16 protein-coding genes and 3 pseudogenes are annotated in these 25292 nt (G+C 63.6%); 11 read left to right on the top strand and 8 right to left on the bottom strand.

Annotated features, from left to right (window positions below):
* Positions 1–323: 323 nt before the first annotated feature.
* Together PQV96_RS03410 and PQV96_RS03415 are read right to left on the bottom strand one after the other, a co-directional pair.
* Positions 324–2057, bottom strand: coding sequence for a cation acetate symporter (locus PQV96_RS03410; protein WP_198847285.1), 1734 nt, complete (start codon positions 2055–2057; stop codon positions 324–326).
* Complete coding sequence (locus PQV96_RS03415) at positions 2054–2362, bottom strand: DUF485 domain-containing protein (protein ID WP_198847284.1); 309 nt, start codon at positions 2360–2362, stop codon at positions 2054–2056. The genes PQV96_RS03410 and PQV96_RS03415 overlap by 4 nt, the downstream gene beginning before the upstream one ends.
* A 437-nt stretch (positions 2363–2799) precedes the next feature.
* On the opposite strand from PQV96_RS03415, the gene PQV96_RS03420 reads away from it, so the two are divergent.
* Entirely contained in the window at positions 2800–4461 is a 1662-nt protein-coding gene (locus PQV96_RS03420; protein ID WP_273624572.1) for an MFS transporter, read from the top strand.
* Positions 4462–4589: 128 nt separating this feature from the next.
* Positions 4590–4763 carry a hypothetical protein gene (locus PQV96_RS03425; protein WP_162995897.1) on the top strand — a complete coding sequence of 58 codons (174 nt, stop codon included), beginning with the start codon at positions 4590–4592 and terminating at the stop codon, positions 4761–4763.
* A 142-nt stretch (positions 4764–4905) separates the two neighbouring features.
* Here PQV96_RS03425 and PQV96_RS03430 read toward each other — a convergent pair whose 3' ends face one another.
* The gene (locus tag PQV96_RS03430) at positions 4906–6024 is read right to left on the bottom strand and encodes an ABC transporter substrate-binding protein (protein ID WP_198847282.1); all 1119 of its coding nucleotides are present in this window, start codon (positions 6022–6024) and stop codon (positions 4906–4908) included.
* A 155-nt stretch (positions 6025–6179) separates the two neighbouring features.
* Positions 6180–7292, bottom strand: coding sequence for an ABC transporter substrate-binding protein (locus tag PQV96_RS03435; RefSeq protein WP_273624576.1), 1113 nt, complete (start codon positions 7290–7292; stop codon positions 6180–6182).
* Between the two features lie 246 nt (positions 7293–7538).
* Between PQV96_RS03435 and PQV96_RS03440 the strand changes: the two genes are divergently transcribed.
* The 3 genes from PQV96_RS03440 (at position 7539) to PQV96_RS03450 (ending at position 14761) form a co-directional block, all read left to right on the top strand.
* Entirely contained in the window at positions 7539–13433 is a 5895-nt protein-coding gene (locus PQV96_RS03440) for an excinuclease ABC subunit UvrA (protein ID WP_273624578.1), read from the top strand.
* Positions 13434–13618: 185 nt separating this feature from the next.
* Positions 13619–14119: a hypothetical protein gene (locus PQV96_RS03445; RefSeq protein WP_207374525.1), complete on the top strand. Its 501-nt coding sequence runs from the start codon at positions 13619–13621 to the stop codon at positions 14117–14119.
* Positions 14120–14416: 297 nt separating this feature from the next.
* Positions 14417–14761, top strand: coding sequence for a hypothetical protein (locus PQV96_RS03450; RefSeq protein ID WP_273624581.1), 345 nt, complete (start codon positions 14417–14419; stop codon positions 14759–14761).
* A gap of 285 nt (positions 14762–15046) precedes the next feature.
* Here PQV96_RS03450 and PQV96_RS03455 read toward each other — a convergent pair.
* The 3 pseudogenes from PQV96_RS03455 to PQV96_RS03465 all read right to left on the bottom strand — a co-directional run.
* Positions 15047–15625, bottom strand: a pseudogene (locus tag PQV96_RS03455) (IS110 family RNA-guided transposase); the annotation flags it as partial.
* 3 nt (positions 15626–15628) lie between these two features.
* Positions 15629–16672, bottom strand: a pseudogene (locus PQV96_RS03460) (IS630 family transposase).
* 55 nt (positions 16673–16727) lie between these two features.
* Positions 16728–17210: pseudogene (locus PQV96_RS03465) on the bottom strand (IS110 family RNA-guided transposase); the annotation flags it as partial.
* Positions 17211–17583: 373 nt separating this feature from the next.
* On the opposite strand from PQV96_RS03465, the gene PQV96_RS03470 reads away from it, so the two are divergent.
* The 4 genes from PQV96_RS03470 to PQV96_RS03485 all read left to right on the top strand — a co-directional run bounded on the left by PQV96_RS03470 (position 17584) and on the right by PQV96_RS03485 (position 21954).
* Positions 17584–18699 (top strand): ISAs1 family transposase, encoded by a 1116-nt coding sequence (locus tag PQV96_RS03470; RefSeq protein ID WP_273624583.1) that lies wholly within the window; start codon positions 17584–17586, stop codon positions 18697–18699.
* A 153-nt stretch (positions 18700–18852) separates the two neighbouring features.
* Positions 18853–19284 (top strand): Lrp/AsnC family transcriptional regulator, encoded by a 432-nt coding sequence (locus PQV96_RS03475; protein WP_044396960.1) that lies wholly within the window; start codon positions 18853–18855, stop codon positions 19282–19284.
* A gap of 138 nt (positions 19285–19422) precedes the next feature.
* A complete protein-coding gene (locus tag PQV96_RS03480; RefSeq protein ID WP_273624586.1) occupies positions 19423–20385 on the top strand; it encodes a Bug family tripartite tricarboxylate transporter substrate binding protein in 963 nt (320 codons plus the stop codon).
* Positions 20386–20457: 72 nt separating this feature from the next.
* Positions 20458–21954, top strand: coding sequence for an NYN domain-containing protein (locus PQV96_RS03485; protein ID WP_273624589.1), 1497 nt, complete (start codon positions 20458–20460; stop codon positions 21952–21954).
* Between the two features lie 3 nt (positions 21955–21957).
* On the opposite strand, the gene PQV96_RS03490 is transcribed toward PQV96_RS03485, so the two are convergent.
* Positions 21958–23016 (bottom strand): PfkB family carbohydrate kinase, encoded by a 1059-nt coding sequence (locus PQV96_RS03490; protein ID WP_273624591.1) that lies wholly within the window; start codon positions 23014–23016, stop codon positions 21958–21960.
* Positions 23017–23152: 136 nt separating this feature from the next.
* Here PQV96_RS03490 and PQV96_RS03495 point away from each other — a divergent pair, with 136 nt between their 5' ends.
* Positions 23153–24166, top strand: coding sequence for a sugar ABC transporter substrate-binding protein (locus tag PQV96_RS03495; RefSeq protein WP_273624593.1), 1014 nt, complete (start codon positions 23153–23155; stop codon positions 24164–24166).
* Positions 24167–24331: 165 nt separating this feature from the next.
* On the top strand, positions 24332–25291 hold the full coding sequence (locus PQV96_RS03500) for an ABC transporter permease (RefSeq protein WP_273624595.1): 960 nt from the start codon (positions 24332–24334) through the stop codon (positions 25289–25291).
* Position 25292: the final 1 nt, after the last annotated feature.

Raw genomic sequence — 25292 nt, forward strand, 5'->3', positions numbered from 1 at the left:
ATGGCCTGTATTGCCGTGGTTGCGTGCGGTGTGGCCTGAGTCCGTCATCGCTGGGGTTCTGCGCATGCCTTCCCAACCGCGCTGCCAAGAACTCATGCACAGGAGGTTAGTAGCGTACCGTTGCACCGTTTTTCGATGCAATGCAACACGCAGACGAAAAAAGCCCCGGGTAGGTGAAGTGAGTTTTGAAGCGGGGAAGTTTTGCGTTGCTGCAAATGCCGGGCCGCATGGGGCCCGAGCTATCCGCGCAAGCGATCCGCGCGGAGAGGATGCTGTGGACGGTGTCTCAAAAGATGGATAACACCGCCCACCGAGTCTTGTCGTCAGTGACCCGAGGCACCGGCCGCACCCAGGCCGGTTTCCGAACGCACTTGCTGCGCCGGGAAGGCTGCACGTTCACGTTGCGCGTTGGCGCTGCGGTCGAGCAAGGAGAAGATCCAGATGCCTGCAAAGCCGATGGCCATGGAGAACAGCGCTGGGGATGTGTAGGGGAACAGGGCGCTTCCCTTGGGGTTGCCCAGAACGGCTTCCCACACCGAGGGTGACACCACCGTGAGGCCCACCGACGACACCAGGCCCATGAAGCCGCCGATCACGGCGCCCTTGGTGGTGCAGTCCTTCCACAAAACGCTCATGAACAGCACCGGGAAGTTGGCAGAAGCCGCAATCGCAAAGGCCAGCGACACCATGAAGGCAATGTTCTGCTTCTCGAACACGATGCCCAACACCACGGCTACCACGCCCAGCGTCAGAGTGGTGATGCGCGATACGCGCAGTTCTGCGGCGCTGTCAGCCTTGCCCTTCTTGAACACGGTGGCGTACAGGTCGTGCGACACGGCCGATGCGCCCGACAGTGTCAGGCCTGCCACCACAGCCAGAATGGTGGCGAAAGCCACAGCCGAGATAAAGCCGTAGAACACATCACCACCCACGGACTTGGCCACCAGCACGGCAGCCATATTGGCTGTGCCTGCACCGCCCTTGATGACACCCGTCACGGTGTCAGAGAACTCGGGGTTTGTGAGCACCAGGGTGATGGCGCCGAAACCGATGATGAAGATCAGCACGTAGAAGTAGCCGATCCAGGTGGTGGCCCAGAACACGCTCTTGCGGGCTTCCTTCGCGTCGGGCACGGTGAAGAAGCGCATCAGGATGTGGGGCAGGCCGGCGGTACCGAACATCAAGGCCATGCCGAAGCTGATGGCGGAGATGGGGTCTTTGATGAAGCCACCGGGGCCCATGATGGCCAAGCCGATCTTGGCGGCTTCTTCAGCGGGCTTGCCAGAGTTGGCAGCAATGGATGTCTTCACAGCCACGCCTTTGGCAAACAATGCTTCGGGGCTGAAGCCGAACTGCGCCATCACCATGAAGGCCATGAAGGTCACGCCCGCCAGCAGCAGGCAGGCTTTGATGATTTGCACCCAGGTGGTGGCCGTCATGCCGCCGAAAAGCACATACACCATCATCAAGCCGCCCACCAGCACCACGGCGATCCAGTAGTCCAGGCCGAACAGCAGTTTGATGAGTTGGCCTGCGCCCACCATCTGGGCGATCAGGTAGAACGCCACCACCACCAGCGTGCCACTGGCGGCAAAGGCGCGGATAGGCGTTTGCTGAAAGCGATAGCCTGCCACATCGGCAAACGTGAATTTGCCCAGGTTGCGCAACCGCTCGGCCATCAAAAAGGTGATGACGGGCCAGCCCACCAGGAAGCCGATGGAGTAGATCAGGCCGTCATAGCCACTAGCCATCACGGCGGCGGAAATGCCCAGGAACGATGCGGCAGACATGTAGTCGCCTGCAATCGCCAGACCGTTCTGAAAACCGGTGATGCCACCGCCGCCGGTATAGAAGTCAGCGGCAGACCGTGTTTTGGCGGCGGCCCATTTGGTGATCCACAGCGTGCCAGCCACGAACAGACCGAACATGGCAATCGCAGTCCAGTTGGTCGATTGCTTGGCGGCTTCGCCCACGTCGCCGCCCGCAGCGTGCGCCAGCGTACCCAGGCTCAGGGCGGCCAGAACGGCTGCTACAGAAGTGATGTTGCGCGTTTTCATCGGGCGGCGTCCTTGAGAATGGCTTGGGTCAGGGCGTCATAGCGTCCATTGGCGCGGCGCACATAGATGCCTGTGATGACGATCGTGAACACGATGACGCCGAACCCCAGTGGCACGCCCAGTGTGGTCACGCCGTTGCCGATGGGCTGGGCCAGAAACGGCTTGTTGAACGCGATCAGCGCGATGTACCCGTAGTAAACAAAGAGCATCAACATGGTGAGCAGCCAGCCAAAACGGTTGCGCTCACGCTTGAGTTCCAGGTACTTTGGGTGGCTTTGAATTCTTTCTGCCACGGGGTCGGTCATGGTTATCTCCAGAGGTTTCAGGATCGTCTGCAGAGCCGCTCGGCAGCCTCTGCATGTAGGAATGGATTCTGAAAACGGGGACTGACCGGCCACTTACGCACGCATTGCGTTTGACTAGGGGTTTGTCCTTGGCAGGGTTGTCCCGGAGATGTGCAGTCGGGACTTACCCGAATCCTCGGCGTCGCCCATAGCGGTCTGGGGCGACATTTGTTGGCGCCGTGTGGCCTGTTTCTCGCATCAAGAAAAAAGAGATCAGGGTTGGCACTGATCGGATCGAGGGGGCCGTCTGTTAGTCGCAGCTGCGCTTTCAATGGCGGTATGACTTTGTCAGTTTTGGGTCAGATGAGACTCTGATATTGCGGCCCACGGAGCGGTGAGGGCATTTCGGTGTAACGCCTTTTTCGCATCCGAAAACACCTACACAGGAGACACACACCATGGCAACAACCCATCCCGCACCGCGGCCGATGTCGCCCGAAGAGAGGAAGGTCATCTTCGCTTCGTCCCTCGGCACCGTTTTCGAGTGGTACGACTTTTATCTATACGGTTCGCTGGCAGCCATCATTGCCAAGCAGTTCTTCAGTGGCCTGGATGCGGGTTCGGCCTTCATCTTTGCACTGCTGGCTTTTGCCGCGGGCTTCATTGTTCGTCCGTTCGGCGCCATCTTCTTCGGCCGCCTGGGCGACATGATCGGCCGCAAGTACACGTTCCTGGTCACCATCCTGATCATGGGCCTGTCCACGTTCATCGTGGGCATCCTGCCGACGTATGCGTCGATCGGCGTGGCGGCCCCCACCATCCTGATCGTGCTGCGCCTGCTGCAAGGCCTGGCACTGGGCGGTGAATACGGCGGTGCTGCCACCTATGTGGCCGAGCACGCCCCGCACGGCAGGCGCGGCGCCTACACGGCCTGGATCCAGACCACTGCCACGCTGGGCCTGTTCCTGTCGCTGATGGTGATCCTGGGCACCCGTACCGTGCTGGGTGAAGAAGCCTTTGCCGACTGGGGCTGGCGCATCCCGTTCATCGTGTCGATCCTGCTGCTGGCCATTTCGGTGTGGATTCGCCTGGCCATGAACGAATCCCCTGCATTCCAGAAAATGAAGGCCGAGGGCAAGACCTCCAAGGCACCTCTCAAAGAGTCTTTTGGTGAGTGGAAGAACCTCAAGATCGTGATCCTGGCACTGGTGGGTCTGACCGCCGGTCAGGCCGTGGTGTGGTACACGGGCCAGTTCTATGCCCTGTTCTTCCTGACGCAAGCGCTGAAGGTCGATGGCGCCACCGCCAACATCCTTGTGGCCGTTTCGCTGCTGATCGGCACGCCGTTCTTCATCGTGTTCGGTGCCCTGTCCGACAAGATCGGCCGCAAGCCCATCATCCTGGCAGGCTGCCTGCTGGCGGCCCTCACGTATTTCCCCGTGTTCGGTGCACTGACCAAGGCGGCCAACCCCGCCCTGGCTGAAGCCCAGGCCAAGAACAAGGTGGTGGTGGTGGCCGACCCCAACGAGTGCTCGTTCCAGTTCAACCCCACCGGCACCGTCAAGTTCACCAGTTCGTGCGACATCGCCAAGCAGGTGCTGGCGGGCGCTTCGGTGAGCTACGAGAACGCCCCTGCCGCAGCAGGCACCCCTGCTGTGATCAAGATCGGCGAAACCTCCATCACCAGCTACAGCAGCAAGGGCCTTCCCGCTGACGAAGCCAAGAAGAAGGACGCCGAGTTCAAGAAGGCCGTGGCCGATGCGCTCAAGGCCGCCGGCTACCCCACGAAGGCCGACCCGGCCCGCATCGACAAGGTCATGGTCACGGCCATCCTGGTGTACCTGGTGCTGCTGGTGACCATGGTGTACGGCCCCATCGCCGCCATGCTGGTCGAAATGTTCCCCACCCGCATCCGCTACACATCGATGTCCTTGCCCTACCACATCGGTAACGGCTGGTTCGGTGGCTTGCTGCCCACTACAGCGTTTGCCATCGTGGCCCAGACCGGCAACATGTACAACGGCCTGTGGTACCCCATCATCATTGCTGGTGCCACGGTGGTGATCGGTGGCCTGTTCATCAAGGAAACCAAGGACGTGGACATCTACGCCAACGACTGAGCCATGCGCTGATGCGCTCTGAGTACAGGGCCTGCTGCACGCAGGCCCTGTGTTGAATCAAGAGGCTTTGGGTGGCAAGACACCGCCACAGGCCTCTTCGTTGAACAACCCCATCTCAGGAGATATGTATGTGGAAGATTGCTGTTGGTTTTGCCCTGTTTGCGGCGCTGTCGATTTTTGTGATCATCAAGGCCGGGGACAAGGCAGACATGGGGGGAGAAAAGCACGGTGCTGACGCCGTGCATGCGCCCGAGCCTGCTGCGGCCGCCAGCACACCCGCCCCAGCCGCCAGTGCGCCCTGACGCGCCTATGTAGCGTCAGCGCAGGTCGTCTGCGTTGCGCGCATGACCCTATGAAAAAGGCCCGCGTCCACCCAGGACGCGGGCCTTTTGATTGCTCAGTGGTCATGCCATGCGTTAGCGTGGCGCGCTGCCTGAAGCTGTGTCAGCGTTTGAATCTGCCGTCGGCACCAATGATGGCCAAGTCTGCAAAGTCCAGCCCCGAATGGTCGGTGGCGCTGTAAGACAACTCCAGCCCACCCAGGTCCAGCTTCTTGATGCTTTCCAGGCCCGCCTGCAGCTTGGTCCGGTCGGGCTTGGGGCCTGCGCGCTTGATGCCTTCGACCAGCACCTTGGCGCTGACAAAGCCTTCCAGCATGGCCGGGGTCAGATCCGGGAGGTTCTTGGCTTTGGCCAAATCCATGGCTTCCTTGACCAGCGGGTAGTTGAGCGAACGCTCGGACGGTAGCACCTGGGTCACCACGACCCCCCGTGCGCTATCGCCCAAAGCCTTGATGAAGCCGCCCGAGGCGTTGTTGGACAAGGTCACGATCTGCGCCGTCACGCCCGCGCCGCGCAGCGCCTTGATGCCATCCACCACAGCCGCTCCTGTGCCCACAAACACCACGGCTTGGGGCTGCTTTTGCGCTACGCGGGGTGCCAGTGCCGTGAAGTCTGGCTTGGTGCGGTCAAACTTCTCCACAAACAAGGCTTCCAGCTGGTTCGCCTTGAAGCCTGACATGGCCCCCGCAAGCGCATCCGAGCCGAAGGTGTCGTCCACATGCACCACGCCAATGCGCTTGACGCCCAAGGTGTTCAGGTGCGAGATGGCCTTTTCTACCTCATGCTGGTATGGGGCGCGCACGTTGAAAACGTACTTGTGCACAGGCTTGTGCAGGGCAATGGCGCCCGTCGATGGCCCCACTAAAGGCACGCCATGCTGCTCCAGCAGCGGCAAGATACCCTGGGTGTGGGGGGTGCCCCGTGTCATGAACAGGCCCAGCACACCCTTTTGCTCGATCAGCACCCGTGCGTTGTCCAGCGTCAGCTTGGTGTCGAACTTGTCGTCCAGCGTCAGCAGCTCAATCTTCTGCCCGCCCACGCCACCCTTGGCGTTGACATGGTCCAGGTACAGCGAGGCACCTTGGGATGCTTCTTGCACCGTGGCGGCGGCGGAGCCTGTGACCCCCACCGTCTGCCCAATCAGGATCTGGGCCTGGCATGCGCCCCAGGCACACAACGCCAGCGCCAGGCTGGTGCGCAACCACGGAAGGGATGGCTTCATGGGGATGTCTCCTTTGTCTTGTCTGCGGGAGTCCGCAGTGTATTTACAAAGAGTGACACCGACCTTCCGTAAGGGTTTGGGCTGTCAGCAAGCCGCCAGCCTGCGGTGGGGGTCTGTTAACGATTCTCTGTGAACACGCCCTCAACCTTCAGTTTTCAGCGTCTGAACTTGCCGTCCGTGCCGATAATGGACAGATCGGCAAAGTCCAGACCTGTGTGATCGTCGGGGCCGTAAGTGACTTCCAGCCCACCCAGGTCAAACTTTCGCAGGCTCTCCAGCGCCACTTGCACCTTCTCGCGGGTGGGCTTGGGGCCTGCGCGCTTGAGTCCTTCCACCAGCACCTTGGCAGCGGCAAAGCCTTCCAGCATGGCGGGGCTGATATCGCCCAGGCCTTGGGCACGCGCCAGGTCCTGGGCTTCCTTCACCATGGGGTACGTTACTGCGCGTTCATTGGGGTAGACCTGGGTCACGATGACGCCGCGTGCGTTGGCGCCCATGCTCTTGATGAAGCCGGTAGAGGCATTGTTCGACAAGGTCACGATCTGCGCGGCGGAGCCTGCCCCGCGAATGGCGTTGCTGGCCTCCACCACGGACGAGCCCGAGGCAATGATCAGCACCGCCTGCGCGTCTGCCTTGGTCAGCTTGGCGGCAATGGGCGCAAAGTCGGGCTTGGCGCGGTCAAACTTTTCTTGCAGCACCGGCGTGAGTTTGGCGGCCACCAGTCCCTTTTGTGCGCCCGCCAGGCCATCGGCACCGAAGCTGTCATCGGCATAGACCACGCCAATGCGTGTGATGCCCATGGATGCCAGGTGGGTCATGGCCTTTTCGGCTTCACGCTGGTAGGTGGCGCGCACGTTGAACACATGCTTGCGCACTGGCTGGTGCAGCACCATGGCCCCGGTGGATGGGCCCACCAGCGGCACGCCATGCTTGTCCAGCAGCGGGATGATGGCTTCGGTGTGGGGGGTGCCCCGGTTCAGGAACAGCGCCAGCACGTTGTTTTCTTCGATCAGCTTGCGCGCGTTTTCGGCAGCGAGCTTGGGGTCGAACTTGTCGTCCAGCGCGATGAGCTCGATCTTCTGGCCGTTGACGCCGCCCTTGGCGTTGACCATGTCAATGTAGAGCTTCGCCCCATCAGAGGCTTCTTTCACCCCTGCAGCCACCTGCCCGGTGAAACCTGCGGTCTGCCCCACCAGCAATTGGGCCTGGGCGGCCCCCAGCGTGGCGCAGAGGGCTGCGGCGATCCAGCATTTCTTCAAGGCGTGCATGGCTTGTCTCTCCTGGTGAATTTTTGTTGTCGCTGCTGTAGCGGAGTCCTGTTTCTCCTCCGTAACTCCCCAGGGCCGCACGTTATTCAGGGCGGATTGGGCAGGGATGCCGTCTTGGTGTTGGGCTGCGCACTGACGCGGGCCGAGCTAACACCGCAGTACCGTCAAGGGTTGCAACCTGCTGCCACTGCGTTGTCAGCAGGCGCTGCCTAGAATGTTCGGCCTTATTCCTGAAAGACTGCCTCCATGACCCAGGGAACCATTCGCATCCGTGGCGCACGCCAGCACAACCTTCGCAACCTGGACCTGGACATCCGCACCGGCGAGCTGACGGTGGTGACGGGCCCCAGCGGCTCGGGCAAATCCAGTCTGGTGTTTGACACGCTGTACGCCGAGGGGCAGCGCCGCTACGTGGAAACCTTCAGCGCCTACGCGCGCCAGTTTCTGGACCGCATGGACAAGCCCGCGGTGGACCGCGTGGAGGGCGTTCCACCCGCCATCGCCATCGACCAGACCAACCCCGTGCGCTCCAGCCGTTCCACCGTGGGCACGATGACGGAGCTGAACGACCACCTCAAGCTGCTGTTTGCGCGCGCGGGCCAGCTGTTTGACAAGCAGACTGCGCAACCCGTGCGGCACGATTCGCCAGAGACCATTTACGCCGAGCTGCAGCAGCGCTCCGCCGCAGCGGGTGACCCACGCATTGTGTTGACCTTCCCGGTCGAGTTGCCTGCCAACACCAGCGCCGAACAGGTCGAGCAATGGCTGTCGGCCAGTGGTTTCACCAAGGTGCAGGCTGAGCGCGAAGTAGCCACACCTACCGGCCCGCGCAAGCTGCTGGATGTGGTGGCAGACCGCTTCAGGCTGGGCAATGCCGAGAAGGCGCGTGTGATCGAGGCGATTGAAGTGGCGCTCAAGCGCGGCAGCGGGCGGCTAAATGTGTACCGGTTGGTGGATGAAGGCGAGCCCGAACTCTGGCGCTTCTCCACCGGCCTGCATTGCCCCGACAGCGACCTGCGCTACAGCGAACCCATCCCCTCCGCCTTCTCGTTCAACTCCGCCGTGGGCGCGTGCGACACCTGCCGGGGCTTTGGCCGGGTGATCGGGGTGGACTGGGGCCTGGTCATCCCCAACGACAAGCTCACGCTACGCTCGGGCGCGATCAAGCCCATCCAGACGCCCGCCTGGCAAGAGGCGCAAGACGACCTCATGCGCCATGCTGAGGCCGCAGGCATTCCGCGTGACACGCCCTGGTACCAGCTCACGGCCGAGCAGAAGAAGTGGGTGATTGAAGGATCGCCGAACTGGAACGGCAAATGGAACCAGCAGTGGTACGGCATCCAGCGCTTTTTTGATTACCTGGAGAGCAAGGCCTACAAGATGCACATCCGTGTGCTGCTGTCCAAGTACCGCAGCTACACGCCGTGCCCGGTGTGCGCCGGTGCGCGGCTCAAGACGGAAAGCCTGCTCTGGCGCATCGGCCGCAAGGAAGACGCCGATGCGGTGATGGACCCGCCGCAGCGCCGGGCCGCCCCAAGCAATGGCAGCCCCCTTGGGGGGCAGCGAGGACACGAAAGTGCCGAGCGTGGGGGCGCAGAGTTCCAACGCTTCATGCCCCAAGGTGTGCAGTGGTCGCGTGCGCAGCTCGAAGCCTTGCCCGGCCTGTGCCTGCACGACCTGATGCTGCTGCCCATCGACCGCCTGCGCCAGTTCTTTGCGCGCATGCAGTTGCCGGTGGGCGACGATGCCAAGGGCGGCGACGCCCAGGCGCTGAAACTGCTGCACGAAGAAATTACCACACGCCTCAAGTACCTGTGTGATGTGGGCATTGGCTACCTCACGCTCGACCGGCAAAGCCGTACATTGAGCGGCGGGGAGGTGCAGCGTATCAACCTCACCACCGCCCTGGGCACCAGCCTGGTCAACACCTTGTTTGTACTGGACGAGCCCAGCATTGGCCTACACCCGCGCGACATGCACCGCATCACTGAGGCCATGCTGCGCCTGCGCGATGCGGGCAACACCCTGGTGGTGGTGGAGCACGACCCCGCCGTGATGCTGGCGGCCGACCGCATGATCGACATGGGCCCCGGCCCCGGCCGCAAGGGCGGCAGCATTGTGTTTGACGGCACCACGGCCGATTTGCGCCAGGCGGACACCCTCACCGGCAACTACCTGGGCGGGCGCAAGCAGGTGGGCTTTGGCTTCAAGCGCATGGTCACCGATTCGACCCCTCGTCTCATCCTGGAAGGCGCGCGGGAGCACAACCTGAAGGATGTGTCGGTCGAATTTCCGCTGCAGCGGCTGGTGACGGTGACGGGCGTGAGCGGCTCGGGCAAGTCCAGCCTGATCCAGGACGTGCTCGCCCCCGCGCTGATGCGCCACTTTGGCAAGGCCACCGAAGCCCCCGGCGCACACGACCGCCTGCTGGGCGGGGACCACCTGGCCGATGTGGTGTTTGTGGATCAGTCGCCCATCGGCAAGACGGCGCGCTCCAACCCCGTGAGCTACGTGGGCGCGTGGGACAGCATTCGCGAGCTGTTTGCCACCGCACCGCTGTCCAAACAGCGCAGCTACACGGCGGCCAAGTTCAGTTTCAACAGCGGTGACGGGCGCTGCCCCACCTGCGGGGGCTCGGGCTTTGAGCATGTGGAAATGCAGTTCCTGAGTGACGTGTACCTGCGCTGCCCCGATTGCGATGGCAAGCGCTACCGCCCCGAGATTCTGGAAATCACCATCGAACGTGGCGGCAAAACACTGAACGTGGCCGATGTGCTTGAACTCACCGTGGCCGAGGCCGTGGCCCTGTTCGCAGGCGACAAGGACGTGGTGCGTGCCCTGCAGCCCATTGTGGATGTGGGCCTCGACTACGTGGCGCTGGGCCAGCCCGTGCCCACCCTCAGCGGTGGCGAGGCGCAGCGCCTCAAGCTGGCGGGCTTTCTTGCCGAGGCGGCCAAGACCGCTGCCAAGTCGCGCCAGAACGTGGCCCGCAAAGGCACGCTGTTCTTGTTTGACGAGCCCACCACCGGCCTGCACTTCGACGACATTGCCAAGCTCATGCGCGCGCTGCGCAAGCTGCTGGAGGCCGGGCACTCGCTCATCGTCATCGAGCACAACCTCGACGTGATCCGCGCCAGCGACTGGCTCATCGACCTGGGCCCGGAAGGCGGGGAGGGCGGTGGTTTGGTCGTGGCCGAAGGCACGCCCGAAGACGTGCGCGAGCACGCCACATCGCACACCGGCCAGGCGCTGCGCGACTATGAGCTGGCGCTGGGCGTGGGCGGCCATTCGGTGCACGAAAAAGCCGCAGCGCTACGAAAAAAGGAGCTGCTTGCGCTTGCTGGTAAAGCGCCAGAGGTCAATCAGGCTAAAAACGCCATTGAAATCGTCAACGCCAAGGAGCACAACCTCAAGAACCTGAGTGTGGACATTCCGCGTGGCAAGTTCAACGTGGTGACGGGCGTGAGCGGCTCGGGCAAGTCCACGCTGGCGTTCGACATCCTGTTCAACGAAGGTCAGCGCCGCTACCTTGAAAGCCTCAACGCCTACGCCCGCAGCATCGTGCAGCCCGCAGGCAGGCCCGAGGTGGATGCGGTGTACGGCATTCCGCCCACCGTGGCGATTGAGCAGCGCCTGTCGCGCGGCGGGCGCAAGTCCACCGTGGGCACCACCACCGAGGTGTGGCACTTTCTGCGCCTGCTGTACGTCAAGCTCGGCACGCAGCACTGTGTGCACGACGGCGCTGCCGTGCAGCCGCAAACGCCCGAGAGTATTGCTGCGCAGTTGCTCACGCAGTTCCGCGGCCAGCACATCGGCCTGCTGGCCCCGCTGGTGGTTAATCGCAAGGGCGTTTACACCGAGCTGGCCGACTGGGCGCGCCCACGCGGCTACACGCACCTGCGGGTGGATGGCAACTTCCTGCCCACCACCAACTTCCCGCGCATCGACCGCTTCAAGGAACACACCATCGAGCTGCCCGTGGCCAGCCTCGATGTCTCGCCCGAGAATGAAGCCCAGCTCCGCGCCGCGCTGGCCGATGCGCTGACCCACGGCAAGGGCGTGGTGCATGTCCTCTCCAGCATCGGCACCCTGGCCGCAGCCATGGAAAGCGGTGCGCCCACCGCGGGCATCGGGCATTTGCAGGTGTACTCCACCAAACGCGCCTGCCCGGTGTGCGCCACCAGCTACGCTGAATTGGACCCGCGCCTGTTCAGCTACAACAGCAAGCACGGCTGGTGCCCCGACTGCGTGGGCACGGGCGTCAAGCTCACTAAAGAACAGCGCAAGGTGTTTGATGATTCGGTGCTGGCCGACAAGGAAAAAGGCCGCGAGCAGACCTTTGCCGAGCCCGAGGTGGAAGACCTGGACGGCACCACCGTCTGCCCCACCTGCCAGGGCACGCGTTTGAACGCCACGGCCCGCGCCGTCAAGTTTGCGGACGTGGGCATTGCCGACATTGCCGCGCTCTCTGTCAGCGATGTGCGCCGCTGGGTGGAGGGCCTGCGGGCCGCAGGTGGCATGACGCAACGCGAGGCCGACATCGCCCGCGACCTGGTGCCCGAGATTCAGAGCCGCCTGGAGTTTCTGGAAGAAGTGGGCCTGGGCTACCTCACCCTGGACCGGGGCGCGCCCACGCTCAGCGGGGGTGAGGCCCAGCGTATTCGCCTGGCGGCGCAACTGGGCAGCAACCTGCAGGGCGTGTGCTACGTGCTGGATGAACCCACCATCGGCCTGCACGCGCGCGACAACCAGATTCTGCTCAACGCCCTGCACAAGCTGGGCGACAAGGGCAACACGCTGGTGGTGGTGGAGCACGATGAAGACACCATCCGCCGCGCCGACCACATCATCGACATTGGCCCCAGCGCCGGCAAACGCGGCGGCCGCCTGGTGGCGCAGGGCAGAGTGGCCGATGTGCAGGCCGCAGAGGATTCGCAAACCGGCCGCTACCTGCTGCACGCCATGCGCCACCCGCTCCAGGCTCGCCGGGTGGTAGGTGCTATTGATTTAGTAGCTACCAGCGCTCATCCACAAAGCGCTACAGGCCCAAAAGATGCAGACAAGGGTGCCGACAAGCCCCCGCACTGGCTGCGCCTGCACGGCGCGCACCTGCACAACCTGCAGAAGGTGGATGTGGCCGTGCCGCTGAACCGACTGGTGGCTGTGACGGGCGTGAGCGGCTCCGGCAAATCCACCCTGGCGCGCGATGTGCTGCTGACCAACGTGCAGGCCTGGGTGCAGCAGCGCAGTACCAAAGCGGGCCGTGATGCCATGGACGCAGGCAAGGCTCCGGCCCTCGTGGGCAGCACCGGGCTGGCAGGCTTTGAAACCATTGACCGCGTGCTGGAGGTGGACCAGACCCCCATCGGCAAAACCCCGCGCAGCTGCCCCGCCACCTACATCGGTTTCTGGGACACCATCCGCAAGCTGTTTGCCGAAACGCTGGAAGCCAAGGCACGCGGCTACGCTGCCGGGCGCTTCAGCTTCAACACCGGCGAAGGCCGCTGCCCCAGCTGCGAAGGCGCGGGCGTGCGCACCATCGAGATGAGCTTCTTGCCCGATGTGAAGGTGCCCTGCGAAACCTGTCACGGCGCGCGCTTCAACCCCGAAACCCTGGCCGTGACCTGGCGCGGCAAGAGCATTGGCGATGTGCTGCAGATGGAGGTGGACGAGGCGGTGGAGTTCTTCGCCAGCATGCCCAGCATTGCGCACCCGCTGCAGCTGCTCAAAGACGTGGGCCTGGGTTACCTCACCCTGGGCCAGCCCTCGCCCACGCTTAGTGGCGGCGAGGCGCAGCGCATCAAGCTGGTGACCGAGCTGACCAAAGTGCGCGACGAGGTGGGCCGCCGGGGCCAGAAAGCCCCGCACACCCTGTACGTGCTCGACGAGCCCACCGTGGGCCTGCACATGGCCGACGTGCACAAGCTCATCCGCGTGCTGCACCGCCTGGTCGATGGCGGGCACAGCGTGGTCGTCATCGAGCACGACCTGGACGTGATCGCCGAGGCCGACTGGATCATCGACCTGGGCCCCGAAGGCGGCAAGGACGGCGGCCGCATCGTGGCCACCGGCACGCCCGAGGATCTGGTGCGCCTGGGCACGCACACGGGCAAGGCGCTGGGGCCGGTGCTGGCACGCTGAACATGCGCTGGGCTGGCGCTGAGCTGGCGCTGAGCTGGCGCTGGCCGGCGACGGCGGCCGCGCCCCCGGCGCGTGCGGTGCCGTCCTACGGCTGGTGCTGCCGTTGTCGGACGTGGGCGGTGCAGTGGCATTTTTACGATGACCCCACTGCCAACCAACCCCGGCCGCCAGACGGACCCACTGAGATGAACTCCTCCTTCAAAACCTGCCTGGCCCTCGCTGCATCCTCCGTTCTGCTGGTCGCTTGCGGTGGCGGCAATGACGATGACCCCATCCCCAGCAACGAGCCAGGCGTGCTCACCGTGACCAGTTCCACCGTGGACGGTCTCAACGGCATCTACGGCAATGGCTCCTTGAACATCACCGATGTGGACAAGAAGAACCCCGTGGGTTCATCGCCCGAGGTGTGCACGTTCAAGTTCGACGGTGCCAACAAGGTTGGCTCTGATGCCACCGCGTTCGGCGATATCCGCTACCAGGTCAACGGCACCGTCACCTACCAGGTGTTCATGACATTTGCCGGCAAGGAATACGCCAGCGGCGAGGCGGTGGACTCCGCGGTGGAGCGCGAAAGCGACCGCGTGCGCTTTACCAGCAAGACCCTGACGGCCAGCGACGGCTCCGGCGCCACGCTCAAGGTGAGCGGTATCGTGCCCATGCGCACGGGCCGCCCTAGCGGCTGCTGATCGGGCTTTGGCCCGACGGTGCCCACAGCGCTGCAGTGCGGGGTAGGGCACCTTCCTTGTCTCTCTTGTCTCTTGTCCCCCTCGGGCCGGTTCTTCTCTCCTCCCTTCTGACCGGCCTCTTCGCCCCAGCTATTTCCGCAATAGCTGGGGTCTTTTTTTGGGGTTGGCGGCTTTTGCTGCACCCTTGCGCGGGGCATGATCTGGGGCTGCTGCAGTGTCGCCAGACGCTGCTCTGATTGCCTCGCCTTCCATGCCCATCGTCTCTTTCACGCCAGCCCTTTTGGGCGTTGCCTTGGCATGACCCAGCCTTCTGCGCCCGTCGTGTGGCTGCAGCCTGCGGCACCGCCCAAGCCAGCCGAGGGCGAATCGTGCAACGGCTGCGGCCTGTGTTGCCTGGCAGAGCCCTGCCCGCTGGGGGTGCTGGTATCGCGCCGCCGTCGTGGTGCTTGCGCCGCGTTGCGCTGGGATGAGGATGCAAAGCGCTACCTGTGTGGCGTGGTGGCAGACCCGGCCAGCGTGACCGGGTGGCAGCAGCCCTGGGCGCTGCGCGCACTGGCAGCCCTGGCCCGCCGGTGGATTGCGGCGGGCGTTGGGTGTGATGCACAGTTGCAGGCCCAGCCTGCCGAGCCGCCTGCGCCCTAGGGATGTCCTTACATGGACGTCTCCAGAAGAGCAAGATTGGGCGGCGTGAAGGTCTGAAGGGTTTGCAGTCTTACATACGGCCTGTCGGTGCAGGGTGTTCGTCCTGCTGGCCCTGATGGCATTCGCGGGTGAGGCTCCTGTCTGCACATCGGGCTTGATGCCCTGTATCCCTATCGGATTGCCCCCACCCCGGTTTAACCTGTTGACCCATCACACAAGCTTCTTGCGTGCTCTCCTTCAAAACGGTTTCCTGGCGTTTGGTGTTCTCAGTTCATTGTGGTGGTCTCAGGCTGCGGCGAGCTCGACCGGATTCCACTTCATCTGGTCAAAGGCCTTGCCTTTGACCAGGACTGCCCAGACTGTTCGGGCCAGCTTGTTGGCCAGCGCCGCGACCACCACGCTGTATGGGCGGCGCAGTAACAGTCTCTCGATCCAGCCGCTTCGCTGACTCCTGGCAATCACGGCGCGAGCGCCATGCATCAGCATGGTCCTCACATAAGGGTCTCCGCGTTTGGAGATCCCCAACTGCCGGGTCTTCCCTCCGGTGCCAGTCTGTCGGGGCGTCAGACCCAACCAGGCAGCGAATTGCCTGCCGGACTCGAAGCTGGATAGGTCGGTTGCAGTAGATACCAAGGCTGTCGCCGTCAACGGACCGATGCCCGGTATGGCTTGCAGTGCCAGCATGTGCTGGTTTTGCTTGACCATCGAGGCCAGCCGTTTGTCCAGCTGATCGATATCGCACTGCAGGCTGTCGATACGACGCAGTTGATCCTGAATGCTGACGACCACCACTTCTGGCAGCCGCTGTTCCTGGGCTTTGGCCAGTGCGTCCTGAACGATCTTGATTATTGATCCGGCGGGAATTATTCATGAGGCCGTATAGGCGACATGTTTGTCGCCAAAGTACTTCTTGACCCGCTCTGGCGTGTTCTCCAGCATCGTCATGTGCTCTGTCGCTGCAGCGCACAGCCTGGCCTAGGTTCGCACCGGAACCTTGCTGCCAATCGCATGCTTCAAATCTGCGTTCAGCCGCTCCTCTGGGTTGAGCTCAGGGCTGTAGCTGGGCAGGTAGAACAATTCAATGTCCTGTTTGTGCTGTGTCGCCCACTCCTTGACTGGCTTGCTGTGGTGCACCCTCAGGTTGTCCAGAATCAGGAATATCTTCTTGCCCTGCGACTCCTTGATCAAGGCCTGCATGAACTCGATCAGCCTGTCTGAATTGAACGCCTCGTCAATGATCATCCAGCGCGTTTTGCCCTGGTTGGTGACGGTGGCAATCATGGAGAGCTTTTGCCGCGTTCCGCCGACTGCGCGCGTCACTGGTGTTTGGCCCGCAGGTGCGTAACTTCTGCCACGCACATCCGTGTTGACCAGCGCTGTTTCGTCACCCCAATGAATTTCTGCGCCTTCACGCTTGGCTCTGGCCTCAATGGTGGGGTATTCATCTTCGAGCCAGGCCTGGACGGCCTCGGGCCGCTGCTCGTAGGCTTTCTTGATCGGCTTTTGCGGTGTAAAACCCCAGCGTGCCAGATAGTCGCCCACCGCCCGCACAGACAGCTTGATCCCCAGGTCGCGTTCAATGAGTTCGCGCACTGCGGGCCGACTCCAAAGCGCGAACTCCATCTTGATCTGCTCTGGGCGTTTGTCGATGATGGTCATTCGAATCACGCGCTCTTGCTTAGTGCTCAGGCTGCGTCCACTACCTGGTTTCTTTCCCCTGGCGTGGGGCTTGAGTGCGGCCGCACCGCCTTGCTCGAACAGGCGCAGTGCAGTGTTAACCCCAGACCAACTGAGCCCGGTTTGCTCAACGATCTGCATCACGCCAACACCTTTTCGATGCAAGCGAATGACCTGCTTGCGCCGTTCATGCAGCACTTCCCGCGACTGCTTGCGTGCATCTTCTTTTTCCATGAACGTTCGACTCACGCAATCTACAAAAGTTCATGAATAAATCATGCCGAGTTTATAATGCCCGGTGCCCCTCAGGCAGCACGATTCCGAACTCGTAGAGCAACCCGCGCAGCGCGTTGGTTTGCATGATGCGCACCTTCATGAGCTGAGCGCGCATGCGGTGCAGTGTCAGACAGGCTTGCTGCTGCTCGTTCTTGACAGGTACGGCCTTGATGTGAGGTTGCTGGGCCGCTACCCAGATGGCCTGGGCATCACGGGCGTCAGTCTTGTCGCGCAGCACAAAGGCACGAACATGCTTGGCGGGCAGCAGCTTGACCTCATGTCCCAGTGTCTGCAGCGTTCTGGCCCAGTGGTGCGCACCGCCACAAGCCTCCATCGCGACGAGCGACTTCTGACGATTGGCAAAGAAGGTGGTTACTCGATCACGCCTGAGCTTGTGCCGGGTGACCTCGCCTGTCTCGGCATCCACGACGTGCAGCTGGAACACGTGCTTGGCAATATCCATTCCGATGACTGGCAGCGTTGCAGTAAATTGCATGGTGGGGCCTCCGGTTCAAAGGTGGTTGCGACGAACTTCCACTTTGGCACTTTGATGCCGTTACCGCCAGGCCCCACCTTGTATCGGGTCACAGGCCGACGGCGGTGTAGGTGGAGACGTCCATGCCATCTGCATAACTCCCTGCGGTCCGTGATAGCGCGGCCTCGGGCAGTCCGCTGCGTTGCTTTTCTTGCCAATAGCCCGGCTATTGGCTGCAAAAAGACGCCTTGCAGCCTATCCCGATCCGCACTACCACCGACTCGCGAGGGTTATGCAGGACATCCCTAGCGGGCGCCAGGGCAATCGCATCTAAAAGTACGCCTTAAACCCGGCGAAACTGCAGCGCTTGAGTCACTTGCCAAACGCTGTTGAGATGAGCCTGCTGCAACACCTGAAAAACATCCCCGATCCCCGCGTGCAGCGCACACGCCGCCACGAACTGCAATCGATCCTGGTAGTGGCGCTGTGCGCCACCATCGCAGGCGCAGACAACTGCGTAGAGATGGCCGAGTTCGGTCAGCAACACCAAGACTGGTTTGAGCGCTTGGTGCCGCTGCCCTCGGGCATTGCCTCGCACGATACCTTTGCACGGGTGTTTCGCCTGCTCGATGCCAAAGAGTTGGAGCGGGCCTGCCAACAATGGCTCGCCCAGGTAGCAGGCAGGGTACACGGCACGGTGGCCATTGACGGTAAAAGCGTGCGCGGCAGCAGCAAAGCAGATGCTCGCAGGCCACTGCACATGGTCAGCGCCTGGGCGGCAGACATGGGACTGCTGCTGGGCCAGTGCAAGGTCGATGGCAAGAGCAACGAGATCACTGCCATTCCCGAGTTGCTGCGCTTGCTGCACCTCAAAGGCTGCATCGTCACCATCGATGCCATCGGCTGCCAAAAGAGCATCGCCGGGCAACTGCACGAGCATGGCGCGGACTATGTGCTGAGTCTAAAGGGCAATCAGCGACACATGCACCAAGTGGTGCAAAAGCACTTTGAAGTGCAGGGTAGCCAAGAGCGGTTCGAGGAGAACACCTATACCGAGAGCTGCAGCGGGCACGGGCGCCAGGAACTACGCAGCTACCGGCTCAGCCCTGTGCCTGGGGCGTTACAGCGAGCAGCAGCACACTGGCCGGGGCTGGCCAGCGTGGTGCAGGTCGTGCGCAGGCGCCAGCAAGCGGGAAGCGAGGCCAGCGAAGAAGTCAGCTATTACCTGAGCAGCTTGCCAGCGCACACGCCCGCGAAGGTGCTGGCGCACAGCATCCGAGCGCACTGGAGCGTGGAGAACCAGTTGCACTGGAGTTTGGACGTAGCGATGCGCGAGGATGCGGCGCAGTCATACAAGGATCAAAGTCCGCACAACCAAACGGTGCTCAGACGCATGGCGCTGCAGGTGCTCAAGAATGACACCTCGGTGAAGATCGGCCTGCAGGCCAAGCGCAAGCGGGCGGGGTGGAGTCTGGGCTATCTGGAACTCCTCTTGGGCATCTCCGTTTAGATGCGATTGCCCTGTAGCGGGGGTATGATTGCTATTGAAAAGATAGCTGGTGGCGCTTTATCAGTAAGCGCTGCAGTGGTTTTTGATGCAAATCCCTGCCGGCTGCGATTCGTGCCATGATGCCGACCCCATCGACGTGAACCTGCTGCACCCATGCCCCTTCTTGACGACACCGACCGCGAAATCCTCAGCATCCTGCGCGCCGATGCCCGCACCCCGGTGGCCGTGCTGGCCCAGCGGCTGCGCATTGCCCGTGGCACGGCGCAGGCGCGGTTGCGCAAGCTCGAAGAGGGTGGGGTGATTACTGGCTACACCGTGCGGCTGCGGCCTGACTCCGAGCCGCAGCGCATTCGCGCCTGGATGAGCATTGCGGTGGAGGGCAACGCTGCCACCACCGTCATCCACGCCCTGCGTGGCGAGCCTGCGGTGGGCACGCTGCACACCACCAATGGCCGGTGGGACATCGTGGCCGAGGTGCGTGCCGAGAGCCTGGAGTCGTTCGACGCCGCACTCACCCGCATCCGCATGACGCCGGGCATTGCCAACACCGAAACCAGCATCCTGCTGTCCACCTACAAAGCCTGATCGGTGGGCAAAAGCTGGTGCGGGCGGCGCCGTGTTGCCACCTGGGCGACAGGTTCTAGGGAGTTTCCCCCTGCGCAGGCGCGCGTGCGCGCGATGCAATGTGGCATGTGGTTTCACCGTACCTCCAAGGAGTTCGCCATGCAGCGTCGTCACCTGATCCAGTGGGGGGCTGCGGCCCTGGCCACCTCCAGCCTGGGCGCGCAGGCCCAGAGCTTTCCCGTCAAGCCCATCAAGCTGGTGATTGCCTTCCCCGCCGGGGGGCCCACCGACATCACCATGCGCGTTCTGGCCGACAACGCCAGCAAAATCCTGGGCCAGCCTGTGGTGGTGGAGAACAAGCCAGGCGCTGGTGGCACGCTGCCCGCGCAGGCCCTGCAAGGCACCTCGGCCGATGGCTACACGCTGGCGCAGATTCCGCTGGGCGTGTTCCGCCTGCCCTACACCACCAAGATCAACTGGGACCCGGTCAAGGACATCAGCTACGTGCTGAACGTCACGGGCTACGCCTTTGGTGTGGTGGTGCCTGCCGACTCGCCGCTCAAGACCTGGACGCACTTTGTGGCCTGGGCCAAGGCCAACCCGGGCAAGCTGAGCTACGGCTCCACCGGCACCATGACCAGCCCGCACCTGACCATGGAACTCATCGCGCAGCAGCTGGGCATCGAGCTGCTGCACGTGCCCTACAAGGGCAGCGCCGACCTGATGCAGTCCATCCTGGGCGGGCAGATCATGGCGGCTGCCGACTCCACCGGTTTTGCACCGCAGGTCGAGGCTGGCAAGCTGCGCGTGCTCAACACCTGGGGTGCCGAGCGCCTGGCCAAGTTCCCCGATGCGCCCACGCTCAAGGAGCTGGGGCTGAACCTGGTGCAGAACTCGCCCTTTGGCATCGGTGCGCCCAAGGGCACACCCGATGCGGTGGTCAAGCGCCTGCACGATGCCTTCAAGCAGGCCATGGAGCAAGAGAGCTATCGCACGGCCCTGGCGCGCTATGACATGGTGCCGATGTACATGAGCACGGCGGCGTACAAGAAGTTTGCGCAGGACACGTTCACGCGCGAGAAGGCGCTGGTAGAGAAACTGGGCTTGGCCAAACCCACCTGAGGCCACTCCCTTCGGAGGGTGCAATGCGTTCCGTGTGATGATCCGCAGCATTGAACGGAACTCACACACGATATGGCATCCCCCTCCGACAGCATCAGCATGGCCCTGTTCTGCGACTTTGAAAACGTCGCTCTGGGCGTGCGCGATGCGCAGTACGAAAAGTTCGACATCAAGCCCATCCTGGAGCGCCTGCTGCTCAAGGGCTCCATCGTGGTCAAGAAGGCCTATTGCGACTGGGAGCGCTACAAGGGCTTCAAGGCCACCATGCATGAGGCGAATTTCGAGCTGATCGAGATCCCCCATGTGCGCCAGTCGGGCAAAAACTCAGCCGACATCCGCCTGGTGGTGGACGCGCTGGACCTCTGCTACACCAAGTCGCACGTCAACACCTTCGTCATCATCAGCGGCGACTCGGACTTCTCGCCGCTGGTGTCCAAGCTGCGCGAGAACAACAAGCAGGTGATCGGTGTGGGCGTCAAGCAGTCCACGTCGGACCTGCTCATCGCCAACTGCGACGAGTTCATCTTTTACGACGACCTGGTCCGCGAGAACCAGCGCGCGCAGGCCCGCCGCCAGAGCCCTGGCAGCAACCCACCGCCCGCGCCCCGCCGCAGCCCCGAGGAGGAGCGCAGCCGAAAGGAAAGCCAGGACACGCGCCGGACCCAGGGCGTGGAGCTGGCGGCCGAAACCTTCGAGGCCCTGCTGCTGGAGCGGGGGGACACGGGCAAGATCTGGGCCTCGGTACTCAAGGAGGCCATCAAGCGCCGCAAGCCCGATTTCAGCGAAGGGCGCTATGGCTTCCGCACCTTTGGCAACCTGCTGGAGGAAGCACAGGCGCGTGGGCTGCTGGAGTTTGGGCGTGATGAAAAATCAGGCGCGTATGTGTACCGCAGCCATGGTGCGCCGAGCGCCCCAGCCGCATCTGCACGACCCGAAGGCACCGGAGAGCGCACCAATGAGCGCACCAGCCAAGGCGGCGCCGCGCGGCATGACTTCCATGCGGTGGCGACGGCACCCGATTTGCGTTCTGACAACAGCGAAGGGCAGGGCGCACAGGGCCGCAGCCGAGGGCGTCGTGGTGAGGGGGCAGACCGCGCAGACCGCGCGGAAACGCGCCCCGCGCAGCGCAACGAACACCCTGAGTCCGAGCAGGCCGATGCTCCCGCTGAGCGCCCGGCCAGCCGCTATTTCAGCCAGCCCGTGGCTTCTGAAGCGTTGCCGTCAGAGCCGGTGATCGATACCACCGCGCCACAAGCGCTGCGCTCCGAAGCAGAAGAGAGTGCGGACACCCCGGAGGTCAGTGCATCCACCGAGGCCGATAGCTCAGAAGCGGCACCCCCTCGCCGCAGCCGTGCGCGCAGTGGAGGCAGTGCAAAGCCTGCCGCCAGCCCACGCAAGGCCGCCACGCCCCGCGCACGCGGTGCGCGTGCTGGGGGTGAAGCAGCCGATGCCCCGGCCGCTGCGCCTGAGGACTCTGCTGCGGAGGCAGAAGGCACCGCCTCCGCCAAGGCCCCCGCTGCCCGCCCGCGCAGCCGGGCCCGCAAACCGGCGGCCAAGCCGGCCGAGTAAGGGCTACCGGCCTGCGGCGGTCGTTGAGCGCCGCAGCGCCAGCCTTTCGCGCACTTCTTCGTAACGTGGGGGCGTGCAGCCCGCCCGCTCTACGCAGTGGCTGGCACTGGCCAGCGCGTGGTGCAGCACGGTGCGCAGCCGGGCTTCCGTGATGGGCGCCGTGATACCCCCCGCGCGCAGGGCCAGCGCTTCTTCCCCCCGCTCGGGCCCGGCCAACAAGGCGGTGATCAGCCCCGCCAGAAAACAGTCGCCCGCGCCCACCGTGTCCACCACCGTGATCGGTGCATCTTCGCGCGCATGCACGGCCAGCCCATCGCGCTGCAGCAGCCAGGCGCCGTCCGGCCCGAGCGTGAGCGCAAGCCATTGCGCCTGCGTCTGCTGCTGCAGGTAGTGGGCGCGCTCCAGCGCAGTGGTGCCCGGCACGGCTAGCGCCTCCAGGTCATCGTCGCTCACCTTGATGAGGTGGGCATGCTGCAGGGCGGCCATCACGTTGGCGCGGTAGGCCTCCGCATCGTCCACGGCCGACAGGCGCAGGTTGGCGTCCACCACCACCATGCGGCCCGCTGCGCGCTGTGCTGCCAGCCAGGGCTGGTAGATGGCGGCGTCCTGCGCCACCAGTGCCAGGCAGCCCGTGGCCACCACCTGCAGCTCAGGCAATGCGGCGCATGCGGCATTCAGTGCTGCTACCGTCACCTGGCGGTCGGCCACGCCATCGCGGTAGAAGCTGTAGCTGGCCTTGCCCCCGGCATCCAGCGCGGCCAGCGCCAGCGCACTGGGCGCGCGCACCGGCCTGGGCGCGGCCAGGGCTACACCCGCATCGTGCAGGCCACGTGCCAGTTGCCGCCCCAGCATGTCGCCCGACAGTGGGTTGAGGTACTGCGTGCCAACGCCCTGCAGGCCCAGCGCGCGGGTGAGGTTGTAGACCGCGCCGCCAGCGCAGGGCTTGAGACGGCCATCGGGCTCTTCGATCAGGTCGAACAAGGCCTCGCCCGCCGTGGCCACACGCAGCGGCGGTGCGGTGTGGGCAGTGGCAGAACCAGCGGACTGGATAGGGAAAACCATAAGTAAATCCACTTGATTTATTAACTTGTCGGCCACTATAGTTCGATCCCATCCACCCGACAAGAGTGGTTCACCTGCCAGCCGCGCAACACGGGGCCGACAGGAATTTGCCATCCCAATACCCGGAGACAACGCCATGCAACGCACCCCCGCTTTCGCGCTTTCTGCCCTTGCCCTCACCGGCGCCCTGGCCTGTGGCCTGGCCCAGGCACAGACGTCCGAGCCCGTCATCGGCCTCATCACCAAGACCGAGACCAACCCCTTCTTCGTGAAGATGAAAGAGGGCGCCACGGCCGAGGCCAAGAAGCTGGGCGCCAAGCTGGTGTCGGCGGCAGGCAAGACCGACGGCGACAACGCAGGCCAAGTCACGGCCATGGAGAACCTGATCGCCGCCGGTGCCAAGACCATCCTCATCACCCCCAGCGACGCCAAGGCCATCGTGCCCGCCATCAAGAAGGCGCAGGCACGTGGCGTGATGGTGATTGCGCTCGACAGCCCCACCGAGCCCATGGATGCGACGGACGCGCTGCTTGCCACCGACAACTACAAGGCGGGCGAGCTGATCGGCCAGTACGCCAAGGCCGCCTCTGCGGGCAAGAAGCCCGTGATCGCCACGCTGGACCTGTTCCCCGGCCACCCTGTGGGTGCGCAGCGGCACAACGGCTTCCTGAAGGGCTTTGGCCTGCAGGCCAACGATGCCAAGAGCAACGAGTTGTCGCGCCCCGCCGAAGTGGTCTGCATGGCCGACAGCTTTGGCGACCGCGCCAAGGGCCAGACCGGCATGGAAAACTGCCTGCAGAAGAACCCCGACATCAACATCGTCTACACCATCAACGAGCCCGCCGCCGCCGGTGCCTACAACGCGCTCAAGGCCGCAGGCAAAGAGAAGAACGTGCTCATCGTCTCGGTGGACGGCGGCTGCGCAGGCATTGCCGATGTGGGCAAGGGTGTGATCGCCGCCACCAGCCAGCAGTACCCACTGCGCATGGCCGCCATGGGCGTGGCGGCAGGCGTGGAATACGCCAAGACCGGCAAGAAGGTCAGCGGCTACACCGACACCGGCGTGACGCTGATCGCTGCCAAGCCCATGGCGGGCGTGGACAGCAAGGATGTGAAGACTGGCACCGACCTGTGCTGGGGCGCCAAGTAAGAGCCGTTCTCAAAACTCTTCTGGCGTCGTTGCTGCGTCTTGTCGTACTACCGTACTGCCTGCGACGCAGCGCCTAGCCAGAACCGCTTCGCTGAGTTTTGCGATCGGCTCCCAACCGTCAACTGCTTTCTGAGCGCCACCTTTGTCCACCCGCACGGAGCCGCCATGTCCTCGACCGCTTCCAAACTACCGCCGCTGGCCACGCTGGAGCCGTTCATCGCGCTGATCCTGGCGTGCGCGTTTTTTGCCACGCAGAGCGAGCGTTTTCTGTCGGCGCAGAACTTCGCGCTCATCCTGCAGCAGGTCATGGTCGTGGCGGTTATCGCTATCGGCCAGACGCTAGTCATCCTCACGGCGGGCATTGATCTGTCGTGTGGCATGGTGATGGCGCTGGGCGGCATCGTGATGACCAAGATGGCGGCGGACTACGGCCTCTCGGCCCCCGTGGCCATTGCCTGCGGCATGGCGGTGACCATGCTGTTTGGTTTGGTCAACGGCCTCTTGGTCACCAAGATCAAGCTGCCGCCCTTCATCGTCACGCTGGGCACGCTCAACATCGCGTTTGCCGCCACGCAGCTGTATTCGGGCGCGCAGACCATCACCGACATCCCTGCGGGCATGGTCGCGCTGGGCAACACCTTCCAGTTGGGGCAGACCGCCATCGTGTGGGGGGCCGTGCTCATGCTGGTGCTGTACCTCGTCACCTGGTTTGCGCTGCGCGAGACCGCGCCCGGCCGCCATGTGTACGCCGTGGGCAACAGCCCAGAGGCCACGCGCCTCACCGGCATTGCCACCGACAAGGTACTGCTGGGCGTGTACGTGCTGGCAGGCCTGTTCTACGGCATTGCGTCGCTGCTGTCGGTGGCGCGCACCGGCGCGGGCGACCCCAATGCGGGCCAGACGGAGAACCTCGACGCCATCAGCGCTGTAGTGCTGGGCGGCACCAGCCTGTTTGGCGGGCGCGGCGTCATTCTGGGCACGCTGGTGGGGGCGCTGATTGTGGGCGTGTTCCGCAACGGGCTCACGCTGATGGGTGTGTCGTCGGTGTACCAAATTCTGGTCACTGGCATCCTCGTGATCCTGGCCGTGGCCACCGACCAACTCTCGCGCAAAGGAGTGCGTTGAT

The organism is Acidovorax temperans (assembly GCF_028596105.1).
In the GTDB taxonomy this organism is placed as follows: domain Bacteria; phylum Pseudomonadota; class Gammaproteobacteria; order Burkholderiales; family Burkholderiaceae_C; genus Acidovorax; species Acidovorax temperans.